The following is a 12,983-nucleotide window of genomic DNA, read 5'->3' as shown; positions in this document are numbered from 1 at the left end:
CCCGCAGCAAAGGCAATCAGGATTTGGCGACGTTGCCGGCCGCATTGTGTTATTTTGGTCCGATAGGGAACTGAGGCTACGAGCGTGACGCGAAAACTGGCGGCGATCCTGGTCGCGGATGTGGTCGGCTACAGCCGCCTCGCCGGTGCGGACGAGGATCGCATCCTGGCGCGGCTGCGAACGTTGCGCAGCGATCTGGTCGATCCTACCATTGCCGTGCACAATGGCCGTGTGGTCAAGCGTACCGGAGATGGAAGCCTCATCGAGTTTCGCAGCGTCGTCGACGCCGTGCGCTGCGCGATCGAAGTGCAGACTGCCATGGTCGAGCGAAATATCGGCGTGTCCCCCGAGAATCGCATCGAGTTCCGGGTCGGTATCCATCTGGGGGATGTCGTCGAGGAGAGCGACGGCGATTTGATGGGCGACGGCGTCAATATCGCCGCGCGGTTGGAGGGAATTGCCCAGCCCGGCGCCATCTGCCTCTCCGAAGATGCCTATCGCCAGGTGAAAACGCGGCTTGAATGTGCCGTGACCGATCTCGGCAAAATCCCTCTCAAGAATATCGCGGAGCCGATGCGGGCCTATTTGCTTCAGATCGGAACCGCGTCAAAGCCGCTTCCGGCATGGCAGCCGGGAGAGCCGACCCCGATGAAACCGGCATGGGCCGCAGCCGTTCGTGACAAGCCCTCCATCGCCGTACTGGCGTTCAACAACATGAGCGGCGACGCCGAACAGGAATATTTCTCCGACGGGATCAGCGAGGACATCATCACCGACCTCTCGAAGTTGTCCGAATTGCACGTGATCGCTCGCAACTCATCCTTCATCTACAAGAACGTGACAGCTTCCGTGCCTGAGATGGCCAAGGCGCTTGGTGTCCGCTATGTCCTTGAAGGCAGCGTGCGCAAGGCTGGCAACCGCGTGCGTGTTACCGCCCAATTGATCGACGCCAGCAATGGCGGACATATCTGGGCCAGCCGGTTCGACCGCGACCTTACCGACATTTTTGCGGTTCAGGATGAACTGACCCAGGAGATCGTGACAGCGCTCAAGCTGAACCTCACCCATGGCGACCAGAACCGTTTGGGCCACGGGCGCGCTGCCGATGTCGGCGCTTACGAGTTGCTATTGCGTGGTCGCGAACAGGCATCGGCCCATACCCGAGCCGGAAATGGAGCCGCCCGCAGCCTGGCAGCAGACGCTATCACCATCGATCCGGACTATGCAGCGGCATGGGCACTCATTTCCTTCACGCATGTGCTCGACTACGTCAACGCCTGGAGCGACGATCCGGAGGCTTCGCTGCAGATCGGGCTGGATCTCGCGCAGCAGGCAGTGCAAATGGCGGAAGAACAACCCAATAGCCACTTCGCGCTGGGCATGGCCTGCATGTGGAACCGCGAACTGGACCGGGCCCGGGCAGAAGTGCTGCGAGGCCTCGCGCTTTCTCCCAATTCCGCCGAGCTCCTGATGCTGATGGCCCATATCCAGATATTCTCCGGCGATCCCGAAGGCGCCTTGGAAAAACTCGATGCATCGATGCGGCTTGACCCACATCATCCGGAAATTCTTTTCCAATTTCTCGCTGACGCGCGCTTTTCTCTCGGTGAATATGAGCAAGCGATCGTCGCGATCGAGCTGCGGCTCCAACAAAACTCCCAATCGGAAACCGCCTATGCCCTGCTGGCGTCATGCTACGGCCACCTCGGCCGGCCGGAGGAGTGCCGACGCGCGTGGGAAAAGGCACTCCAGATCAATCCCAATTTTTCCGTCGAGCGCCGCCGCCGCGTCCTTCCCTTCCGAAACCCCGAGGACTTTAACCGCCGTGTGGAAGGACTGCGTAAGGCCGGATTGACGATCGCGAATCTCGATCGATGAACCGCCTTCGGCCGCGCTTACGATGCCGATAGCTGCATCCGCCGCAGATATGTAGTTGTGGAGGAAGAGCATGAGCCAGCAATACACTCCGCTCAAGGTAACCGTGGCCAGGTTTTCCTACGCGGTGAAAATCTTCTTGACTTCGCATGTCGGCGGAAGAGCAAAACTCCTCCTCCTTGGCTTGGTAACGCTCTTCTGCGGCATCAGCGCACTGAATGTCCTCAACAGCTTTGTTGGGCGACATTTCATGACCGCCATTGCCGAAAAGCAAACTGCCGAATTCGTCCGCCAGGCGTTGCTTTATACTGGGGTATTTGGCGCCTCGACGATTGTCTCGGTGATCGCGCGTTTTGCGGAGGAACGTCTTGCTCTGCTCTGGAGGGAATTCCTGACACATCGCGCCATCGGGCTTTACATGAGCGACGGCACCTTTTATCGGGTCGGCATATCAGGCAAGCTCTCACACCCGGACCAGAGAATCGCAGACGACATCAAGGCGTTTACCATTGCCACGCTTTCCTTCGTGCTGATGCTGTTGAACAGCGGGTTGACCATTTTGACCTTTTCAGGTGTGCTGTGGTTGATCAGTCCGCTGCTGTTCATTGCTGCAGTCGTCTATGCGGCATTTGGCTCCTACATGACGATCGCGCTCGGCCGACCGTTGATCGACCTGAACTACAACCAGCTCGACTCCGAAGCGGCCTTCCGCTCCAGCCTGATCCATATGCGGGAAAACGCGGAATCCGTCATGATCGCAGGCGGAGAGGAGCGCCACGCCAGATTCCTGATCAAACAGTTCGATCAGCTCGCCAGCAATTTCAGGAGAATAATACTCATCAATCGCAATGTCGGCTTCTTCACCACCGGCTATAACTGGATGATACAGATCATTCCGGTCGTCATCATTGCTCCAGTCTTCATGAATGGCGACATGGAATTCGGCGTCATCACGCAGTCGGCTGCAGCGTTTGCGACGCTGGTCGGCGCATTCTCGTTCATCGTCAGCCAGTTCCATTCGATTTCCAATTTCGCCGCCGTGGTGGCCCGCATCAGCTCTCTGCTGGACGCCATAGAGGAGGCGCAAGAATCCGCAGAATCCGGGATTGAGTTCACCGAAAACGGAGAGCAACTTGCCTATGAGGATGTGACCCTGACGGCACCCTCGGATGTGCCTTTGCTGCGAGAGCTGTCAACGTCGATCCCGCTCGGCACGCGATTGCTTGTCGTCGGCGATGAAGACGCCGCAGGCATTGCTTTGTTCCGGGCCACAGCGGGGATCAATATATCAGGCAACGGACGCATCAACCGTCCAAGGCGGGATTTGATCCGTTTCATTCCCCAGCGCCCCTATGTTGCTCCCGGCACGTTGCGCCAGATCCTCGTACCGCCGGATCGATCCGGGGACGTCTCGGAAGAGCAAATCCTTCGATTGCTGAAAGAGCTCGGTCTTGGACGCGCCATGGATGCCGGGGAAATCGACAAGGAACAGAACTGCGCGACACTGCTGTCGCCACGCGAGCAGCACCTTCTGGCTATCGCGGGAGCGCTCGTTGCCGAGCCGCACTATGTCCTGATGGAGAAGGGCGAGGTCATGTTCGGGCAGGAACTGCTGAATCAGATCCTCGGGCTTCTGGCGGAAAGATCGGTCGCATGCATCAACTTCGCGGAGCCCGATGCAGCGCGCAGCGGCTATGATGCAGTTCTCGAATATCATGCCGACGGATCCTGGATCTGGATCGATCAACTAGGCAATTCCTAATTGCTCATGGTGGGCGAGTGCTGCCGCACTTCCTCCATGCCGCCATTGCCGCTGTTGGACATTCCATTCTAGGTCCGGGTCGTAGCTAGCGTATGGCGGGCGATCATCAGTTCTTCGTCCGTAGGCACCACATAGACCCGCAGCCTGCTATCCGGCGTCGAGATCAGCAGATCTCCCTTGGCGTTCCTTTCCGGATCCAGCTTCGCCCCCAGCCATTCGAGTTTCGCAACGATCCTCTTCCTCATCTCGGGCGAGTTTTCGCCGATGCCGGCAGTGAAGACAAAGGCATCGATGCCGCCAAGGGCTGCTGCCAGCATGCCGGCATGCAAGCCGATGCGATGGACGAAGTGCTCCAGCGCGAAGGCCGCAGACGATTGCCGGCTTTCCAGGAGCGCACGTACATCATTGCTCACGCCGGAAAGGCCCATGAGCCCCGACTCCTTGTAGAGCAGGTCCTGCACTCCGTCGGGCTTCATGCCCTTCTGGTCTAGAAGATAGAGGATGACGCCGGGATCGATCTGACCGCAACGCGTGCCCATCGGCAGCCCGTCGAGAGCAGTGAAGCCAAAAGTGCTTTCCACACTGTGACCACCGAGCAGCGCGCACATTGAGGCGCCGCTGCCGAGATGGGCGACGACAATGCGGCCACCGGCGATCTCCGGTGCAAGTTCGCGCAGGCGATTTGCCACATATTCATAGGAGAGCCCGTGAAAGCCGTAGCGCCTGACGCCTTCGGCATAGAACCGTTCAGGAATGGCATAGTGATCTGCAACCGCACTGTGGCCGCGATGGAAGGATGTATCGAAGCAGGCGACCTGCGGCAAATCCGGACGCCGCTGCCGGATCGCGCGGATCGGCGCCAGATTGTTCGGCTGATGCAGCGGGGCGAGCGGCACATAACGCTCCAGATCCGCGAGCACCGTTTTATCGATGAGCACCGCCCGATCATAATCCGGGCCGCCGTGCACAACCCGGTGACCAACTGCGACAAGCCGATCTTGATGTCGTTCTCGCAGCCAGTCCCCGACGAGCCGCATGGCGGCCGGCAGGTCGGGAACTTCGCTCGGGCTGTGCTGATGATCCGCAAGCATCTCTGAGCCGGTGCCCTTGATGCGTAAACGCGGGGCGGTACCCACGCCTTCCATCTGCCCTTTCAAAAGTTTTGAAAGGCCACCTTCGACCGAAAAGACCTCGAATTTGAGGCTGGAGGATCCGGCATTTACGACGAGAATGACATCCATCACACTATGCACCTGATATGGTCGCCATTCGGCGGCGCGCTTCGGCGAGCAGGACTGCCACCGCACAGGAAGCAAGGCGGGTCCGCACGGAATCGGCACGGGACGTGAGGATGATCGGCACCCTGGCGCCGAGCACGATGCCAGCAGCGTCTGCGCGCGCCAGAAATGTAAGGTTCTTCGCCAGCATATTGCCGGCTTCCAGATTGGGCACGACAAGAATCTGCGCCTTGCCTGCCACCGGCGAATGGATAGCTTTTATCCGCGCAGCTTCGGGGTCGATGGCATTGTCGAAGGCGAGCGGCCCATCGAGCAGCCCGCCGGTGATCTGCCCGCGCTCCGCCATCTTGCAAAGCGCGGCCGCCTCGATGGTGGAAGGGATCTTCGAGGTTACCGTTTCGACGGCCGACAGGATCGCCACCCGCGGCTTGCCGAGGCCAACCTGGGTAAACAGGTCGATGGCATTCTGGACGATATCGCGCTTCGCATCGAGGTCCGGTTCGATATTGATAGCTGCATCCGTGATGAACAGCGGCTCCGAATAGGTCGGCACGTCCATGACGAAGACGTGGCTGATCCGGCGGGCAGTCCGCAATCCCGTGGCTGACGCGGTCACGGCACGCATCAACTCGTCGGTGTGCAGGCTGCCCTTCATCAGAAGCTCGCCTTTCGCCTCGCGGATCAGCTCAACTCCGCGAACTGCGGCGGCATCGCTGTGGGTAACGTCCACAATCTCATAGGCTGCGATATCGAGATGGTGTGCCTCGGCCACCGCCTCAATCTTCTGGGCGGGACCGACGAGTATGGGCGTGATCAGCCCCTCCTCGGCAGCCTCGACGGCGCCGCGCAGAGATGCTTCGTCGCAGGGGTGAACGATGACCGTGTTCATCCGCGGAGCCTGCTTGGCGCGCGCGACGAGCTGTTCATATTTCCGGTGCGCCTCCGGCGGTACAATGCCTGCTGTATCCGTCATGAAAACTCCCATTAGAACAGCTTCTATCGCAGCCGCCGATATCGGGTCGTGATCCTGAGTTCTGGACCTGCCGGTCCGGTGCGATCCTCGCCGTTTTCGGGCAATCGGATGGCGCTCCGGCTAAGCTGCGTGTCTGCAGGCGACATGCCGGGAGCGCCGCGAGCGCACCCACATTGCTTCTTGCCAGCCCCGCTTTGCGGCAGCCGCAATTGAACGGGAAAAACCCGACGGCGTGCAGGACAAGCCGGCGACCGAAGCCATCCTAGTATCCCATTGTGACGGTTTATCGTCTCCTTCCAGCCACTGCACGTATGTTACGGGAACATACACCTTGCCAGATACCCGTAGGGAGTTATCTGATGCCGCCTGTCTGCAACTTTGCCCAGGGGCGATAAACGGTTACCGAGCCTACAGCTAGCTCAATTCGTATCGCCGCCCTGAGGTCCATGCAGGAGTTGGAGCCGAATGCTCGTCAAAGATGTAATGACCGTCAAAATTATCAAGGTGTCGCCTGACAACAATGTCAGGCAGGCGGCAAAAATCATGCTTGATAACCACGTCAGCGGCGTCCCAGTCGTTGATGACGAAGGGCATTTGCTGGGTGTCCTCAGCGAAGGGGATCTGATCCGCAGAACGGAGTTGGTATCTGGAGCGATAGCCTCGCTTGAGGAAATGGCATTGCCATCGGAAGCTCGAGCCAACGCCTATGTCAGGCGCACCTCGTGGCGGGTCGGTGATGCAATGACCCCGGATCCTCTCACCATTGACGAGGAAGCCTCGCTGGCGCGCGTTGCGAAGCTCATGCACGAGTGGAGCATCAAGCGAATTCCTGTCGTGAGAGGTCGCGAGCTGGTCGGCATAGTTAGTCGCGCAGACCTGCTTCAGGCAATTCTGGTGGCGCGGCAAGACGAAACCGGTGGAGGGGATGAGGGCATCCAACGCAGTATCGTCACACGGTTCGGAGAAAACACCGGACTGGAAGGTTTGGATCTAAGCGTGACGGTTACCGACGGGATCGTGCACATCTGGGGGAACGTCGAGACCACCGAATGCCGAAGAGCGGCGCGGGTTCTCGCAGAAGGTGTTCATGGGGTCAGGGGAGTAGTCGAGCACTTCACCGCCCCGGATAGCTGATCAGCACTGCATTGCCGATATAGAGGCCTACTGCCGCTCCGGACTGTCGGAGCTGGCATATTCCGACGGAGGCATCGCATGGTAAAGCTCATGAACGCGGCCGTCGTTCGACAGTTCCGCGCACCGCTAGTTATCGAAGAGATGGAGATCCCAAGTCCGGGAAGCGGTCAGATTCTCGTGAAATACGAAGCGACTGGTGTATGCCACACCGATCTGCATGCGGCCAATGGCGACTGGCCAGTGAAGCCCTCCCCGCCGTTCATACCTGGACATGAAGGTGCCGGCTTTGTCGCTGCGGTAGGAGCGGGCGTGAAGCGGGTAAAGGAGGGCGACCGAGTCGGCGTGCCTTGGCTCCATGCCGCGTGCGGCTACTGCCCCCATTGCCGAACCGGTTGGGAAACGCTTTGCGCGTCTCAGTCCAACACTGGATATTCGGTGAATGGAACCTTCGCCGAGTTCGGGCTGGCTGATCCTGATTTCGTCGGCAATTTGCCAAACGGGTTGGATTTCGGTCCCGCCGCTCCGGTGCTGTGCGCCGGGGTGACCGTTTACAAAGGCCTCAAGGAATCAGAGGTGCGCCCCGGTGAATGGGTGGCGATTTCGGGCGTGGGAGGCTTGGGCCACATGGCCGTTCAGTATGCTAAGGCGATGGGCATGAACGTTGTTGCTGCCGACATTTTCGAAGACAAGCTGGCGTTGGCAAAGCAACTCGGCGCGGATATCACGATAAACGCCAAGGCTGTAGATGCGGTCGCGCAGATACAAGCTGCCACAAATGGCGGCGTTCATGGAGTACTGGTGACGGCGGTCTCACCGCCGGCAATGGAGCAGGCTTTCGGGTTCATGCGGTCAAAGGGCACGATGGTCCTCGTCGGCTTGCCGCCTGGGAAAATCGCACTACCCGTCTTTGAAACGGTTCTGAAACGCATCACCGTGCGTGGATCAATCGTTGGCACGCGCCAGGATTTGGACGAGTCCCTGCAGTTCGCGGCGGAGGGCAAGGTTACGCCTCATTTTTCCTGGGACAGCTTGGAAAACATCAACGACATATTCCACCGCATGGAAGCGGGCAAAATCGATGGTCGCGTCGTCATTCCCCTTTCATAACCGGAGAGCGTCGGAGCGAGCTGCATAGATCTACGGGTTGGCAAATGTCAGTTTGATCGGGAGGTTGAGATGGGTTCGACTGAGATGGCAGCAATGAACGAAACTGTGTCGGGCGGTCCCCCGCCACCAAGTGCGATTTCAGCACAAGAACTTCGTCTGCTGGATGCCTATTGGCGCGCTTCGAACTACCTTTCGGTCGGCCAGATATACCTCCTGGACAATCCTTTGCTGAAGGAGCCGTTGAAGCGCGAGCACGTAAAGCCGCGGCTGCTCGGCCACTGGGGCACGTCGCCCGGCCTCAACATGCTCTATGTGCACCTGAATAGGGTGATCAAGCGCGATGACCTGAACATGATCTACGTGATCGGTCCTGGTCATGGAGGGCCGTCACTGGTCGCCCATGCCTATCTGGAGGGCACCTACAGCGAGTTCTATCCGAACATTAGCGAGGATACGGAGGGCATGCGGCGGCTGTTCAAGCAGTTCAGCTTCCCAGGCGGCATTCCAAGCCATGTTGCTCCGGAAACGCCGGGCAGCATTCATGAGGGCGGTGAGCTCGGATATGCGCTCAGCCACGCCTATGGCGCCGCCTTCGACAATCCCGACATGATCGTTGCCTGCGTCGTCGGTGACGGCGAAGCCGAGACCGGGCCACTGGCGACCGGCTGGCAAGGCAACAAGTTCCTGAACCCGGCGCGCGACGGCTGCGTTCTGCCGATCCTCCATCTCAACGGATACAAAATCGCCAACCCGTGCTTCCTTGCCAGAATCCCGAAAGAGGAACTGCGGAAGTTCTTCGAGGGCATGGGTTACAAGCCCTATTTCGTCGAGGGGCATGATCCCGACAAGGTCCACCGGGAGCTGGCTTCTGTGCTCGACACGGCCGTTGCCGAGATCCGCAACATCTGGGCAGATGCGCGAGCGAACGGCAACCTGAAGCGCCCCGCCTGGCCGATGATCGTCTTTCGAACGCCAAAGGGGTGGACATGCCCGGCGGAGATAGATGGGAAGAAGTCCGAGGGCTACTGGCGATCGCACCAGGTTCCGATGGGCGACATGGACAAGCCCGAACACATCCGAATCCTCGAGCAATGGATGAAGAGCTATCGTCCCGAGGAGCTGTTCGACGATTCCGGCCGGTTCAAGCCCGAACTGGCGGCACTGGCTCCGACCGGGCAGCGCCGGATGAGCGATAACCCCCATGCCAATGGCGGGCTCGTGATGCGCGATCTCAAGATGCCGGATTTCCGGGACTACGCGATCGATGTTCCGAGTCCCGGCGAAACGACGGCCGAGGCGGCGCGCGTCATGGGAACATTCCTGCGCGACGTAATGAAGCTGAACCTCGAAACCGAAAATTTCCGCCTCTTCAGTCCGGATGAAAACAATTCCAACCGCTGGCAGGACGTGCTCGAGGTCACCAACCGTTGTTACATGGCCGAGATCTATCCGGAGGACGACCATCTCTCGCCTGATGGCCGTGTCATGGAAGTGCTGAGCGAGCACCAGTGCCAGGGCTGGCTGGAAGGCTACCTTCTGACGGGTCGTCACGGCTTCTTCTCCTGCTACGAAGCCTTCATCCACATCATCGACTCGATGTTCAACCAGCACGCCAAATGGCTGAAAGTATGCAATGAAATCCCGTGGCGAAGGCCGATCGCGTCACTGAACTACTTTTTGAGTTCTCATGTCTGGCGCCAGGATCACAACGGCTTCAGCCATCAAGACCCCGGGTTCATCGATCATGTCGTCAACAAGAAGGCGGAGGTGGTGCGGGTCTACCTGCCACCGGATGCCAACACACTGCTGTCGGTCACGGATCATTGCCTGCGCAGTCGCAACTACGTCAACGTGGTGGTTGCGGGAAAGCAACCCGCGCCGCAATGGCTGACGATGTCCGAGGCCGTCAGGCATTGCAGCATGGGTATTGGCATCTGGGAATGGGCCAGCAATGACAAGGGCAGCGAGCCGGACGTGGTGATGGCCTGCTGTGGCGACGTTCCGACCGTCGAGACGCTGGCCGCGGTCCAATTGATCCGTGAGCATCTTCCCGAGATCAAGGTGCGGGTCATCAATGTCGTCAACCTGATGAAGCTGCAGCCGGCCAAGGAACATCCACACGGGCTGTCCGATGCGGATTTCGACGGCCTGTTCACCAAGAACAAGCCCATCATCTTCGCGTTCCACGGCTATCCCTGGCTGATCCACCGGCTGACCTATCGGAGGACGAACCACGGCAACCTGCATGTCCGCGGCTACAAGGAAGAAGGCACCACAACCACGCCCTTCGACATGGTGGTTCTTAATGAACTCGATCGGTTCAGCCTTGTCGCAGACGTCATCGACCGGTTGCCGCAACTGGGTGCCCGCGCCGCCTACTTCAAACAGGCCATCCGGATGAAGCTGCTTGAACACAAGGAGTACATCGAGAAATACGGCGATGACATGCCGTCGATCAGCGGCTGGAAATGGGGAGCAAGGGGCACGACGAAGGCACCGAAATCAACCTCCACCGAAGGCGACAACGCCTGAAGACATTGGCGGGCTTTCCAATCAATCGCTCCGCGGGACCGATCTAGTTTGAAGGATCCGTTTATGATGCGATCAAACAAGGATGTTGGCGCTCACGACGCCGAAGGAAGCCATGACCGTATGGGCATGCTTCCAGAGGTAGGCTTGCTCTCCAACGGTCGCACTCTCGTCACCGAGGCAGGCGCGGGCTACGCATCCCGGTTCGACCTCGACGTGACTCGCTGGCGCGAGGATGGCACGCGCGATTGCTGGGGGCAATTCTGCTACGTCAGGGATCTTGCGGACAACAAGATCTGGTCAGTCGGCGGGCAGCCGATCCATCGGACAGACTGCATCTACGAACACTCCTTTCAAAGTGATCGAGCGGAACTCCGCTGCTCTACCGAAGACATTGATATTCGGAGTTCGATATGCGTCGTGACAGATTGCGATGCGGAAGTGCGCCTGCTTCGAATTTCCAATCTTGGCTCAAAGGCAAAAGAGCTCGAACTGACAAGCTATAGCGAAATCTGCCTGAACAACCGTCGTGCCGACAGTGCGCACCCGGCCTTTGCCAAACTTGAGGCTATTCTCGGCATTCGAAGAGAAGGTCAGTTTCTTTCGGTCGATCCCTGCAATCCGGCGGATTGGCCGGGCTACGAGCTCGATTTCGAGCACGGATCAGCAACCCATAAAATCCATGTGGACAACAAGAGCGGGCCGGGGCACAGCCTGCTTTCGCTTGTCGTGGATGGCAAAGGGATCGATGGAAGCACGATAACGCTGTCAGATGACGGCCGCCGTCATGATGTCCGCACTATCCTTGGTTCGCCATGACAGAGCAGCTCTCTACGGATCCCGAACTGAACAGGATGCCGGCCGAGGAGGACCTGGCTCGTCTGCAGTTCACGACCCTGCTCTACTATCTTCACTGCACGAATCCGGACAACGGCCTTGTCCGCGACAAGACGCAGCCGGACGCGCCTGCGAGCATTGCCGCGATAGGCATGGCTCTCGCAACCATCCCCGTTCTCGTGGAGCGTGGCATCATCATTCGAGAGTTCGCGGTGAAGATCGCACGCATGCGATTGAAGTTCTTGCTGGATAGTCCACAAGGACCTGAGCCCGATGCAACGGGATACAAGGGCTTTTTCTACCATTTCCTTGACATCGAAACCGGACGACGCGTTTGGCAATGCGAGCTGTCGACGATCGACTCCGCGTTCCTGTTTGCCGGAGCATTGACCGTTGCCGCCTATTTTGATGGCGATTCCGTGGAAGAGGCTGAAGTTCGCCGCCTGGCCAATGCACTTTACGAGCGCGCTGACTGGGATTGGGCTTGTGATCACGGCCTCACCTTGACCCACGGCTGGCGGCCGGAAATCGGTTTTATCCCCTACCGCTGGCGCGGTTACGACGAGGGATTGCTTCTCTATATTCTGGGCCTCGGGTCACCGACCCATCCGTTGCCCTTTGAATCCTATGCGGCCTACACCGCCAGCTATGAATGGCGTAACATCTACGGACGCGAACTGCTCTACTCCGGACCGCTGTTTACCCATCAGCTTTCGCATATGTGGATCGACTTTCGTGGCATCCGTGACGAATTTATGAGAGAGCACGACAGCGACTATTTCCAGAACAGTCGCCACGCGACATTCGTCCAGCAGGAATATGCGATCCGCAATCCCAAGAATTTCGCCGGATACGGCGAGCATTGCTGGGGTTTCACCGCAAGCGACGGACCGGGCTGGACCAAGCGAAACGTTGGGGGGGTAGAGGTGGAGTTCTTCGACTACATCGCTCGCGGCGCGCCATACGGGCCGGACGATGGAACGGTATCACCATGGGCAGTTGTTGCCTCTCTACCCTTTGCGCCAGAGATAGTCATACCGACACTTTGGAACTTCGCACGCATGGATCTTGGCATGACGCGACTTTATGGCTTCAAGCCGTCTTTCAACCAAACCTATGCCGTGAAAAACAGTGACACCGGACGATGGGTCAGTCCCTATCACTTTGGAATCGATCAAGGTCCCGTCGTTCTGATGATCGAGAACTACAGGAGCGGGTTGCTGTGGAGCATCATGCGTCGCTGCCGGCCAATCGTGGTGGGATTGAGGAAAGCAGGTTTTGCAGGCGGGTGGCTGTGAAAACAACCGAGAGGCAACAGGCCTCGGTTCGAATGTTACAAACAGCGTCAACGATCTCGGGCCTAAAGCGGGTCGCGATCTTTCAGATTTGCTCCTCGCGCTTTAGCAGGCTGCTGAAATTCGCTCTGCGTTGGCGCAGTTGCTTGCTGTGGGTCTGATTTTTTACAGACTGGCTGTCGTGCGGTGGGATTTTGGCCGATTGAGGCGGGTTTTCTGGCCATATCGGCTTA

At 58.8% G+C, this 12,983-nt stretch carries 9 protein-coding genes; 7 read left to right on the top strand and 2 right to left on the bottom strand.

What is annotated here, in order from left to right:
* The first annotated feature begins 84 nt into the window (after positions 1–84).
* On the top strand, positions 85–1,878 hold the full coding sequence (locus HJB83_RS19450; RefSeq protein ID WP_221132288.1) for an adenylate/guanylate cyclase domain-containing protein: 1,794 nt from the start codon (positions 85–87) through the stop codon (positions 1,876–1,878).
* 70 nt (positions 1,879–1,948) lie between these two features.
* Positions 1,949–3,637: an ABC transporter ATP-binding protein/permease gene (locus HJB83_RS19445; protein ID WP_221132287.1), complete on the top strand. Its 1,689-nt coding sequence runs from the start codon at positions 1,949–1,951 to the stop codon at positions 3,635–3,637.
* 68 nt (positions 3,638–3,705) lie between these two features.
* Here the strand turns inward: HJB83_RS19445 and HJB83_RS19440 are convergent, their stop codons facing one another.
* Positions 3,706–4,878, bottom strand: coding sequence for an acetate/propionate family kinase (locus HJB83_RS19440; protein WP_207581613.1), 1,173 nt, complete (start codon positions 4,876–4,878; stop codon positions 3,706–3,708).
* 4 nt (positions 4,879–4,882) lie between these two features.
* The gene (locus tag HJB83_RS19435) at positions 4,883–5,848 is read right to left on the bottom strand and encodes a phosphate acetyltransferase (protein WP_207581614.1); all 966 of its coding nucleotides are present in this window, start codon (positions 5,846–5,848) and stop codon (positions 4,883–4,885) included.
* A 465-nt stretch (positions 5,849–6,313) separates the two neighbouring features.
* Here HJB83_RS19435 and HJB83_RS19430 point away from each other — a divergent pair, with 465 nt between their 5' ends.
* The 5 genes from HJB83_RS19430 (at position 6,314) to HJB83_RS19410 (ending at position 12,753) form a co-directional block, all read left to right on the top strand.
* Entirely contained in the window at positions 6,314–6,982 is a 669-nt protein-coding gene (locus HJB83_RS19430) for a CBS domain-containing protein (RefSeq protein ID WP_221132286.1), read from the top strand.
* A 78-nt stretch (positions 6,983–7,060) separates the two neighbouring features.
* Entirely contained in the window at positions 7,061–8,089 is a 1,029-nt protein-coding gene (gene adhP, locus HJB83_RS19425; RefSeq protein WP_207581616.1) for an alcohol dehydrogenase AdhP, read from the top strand.
* 69 nt (positions 8,090–8,158) lie between these two features.
* A complete protein-coding gene (locus HJB83_RS19420) occupies positions 8,159–10,621 on the top strand; it encodes a phosphoketolase family protein (protein WP_221132285.1) in 2,463 nt (820 codons plus the stop codon).
* A gap of 63 nt (positions 10,622–10,684) precedes the next feature.
* Positions 10,685–11,437, top strand: a complete 753-nt coding sequence (locus HJB83_RS34745) for a hypothetical protein (protein ID WP_246762688.1) — start codon at positions 10,685–10,687, stop codon at positions 11,435–11,437.
* On the top strand, positions 11,434–12,753 hold the full coding sequence (locus tag HJB83_RS19410; RefSeq protein ID WP_221116511.1) for a glucoamylase family protein: 1,320 nt from the start codon (positions 11,434–11,436) through the stop codon (positions 12,751–12,753). The genes HJB83_RS34745 and HJB83_RS19410 overlap by 4 nt, the downstream gene beginning before the upstream one ends.
* Positions 12,754–12,983: the final 230 nt, after the last annotated feature.

The organism is Rhizobium sp. NZLR11 (assembly GCF_019685115.1).
GTDB lineage: Bacteria > Pseudomonadota > Alphaproteobacteria > Rhizobiales > Rhizobiaceae > Rhizobium.
The sequence above is the reverse complement of the archived record's forward strand: the minus strand, read 5'-3'. Positions and strand labels throughout refer to the sequence as shown.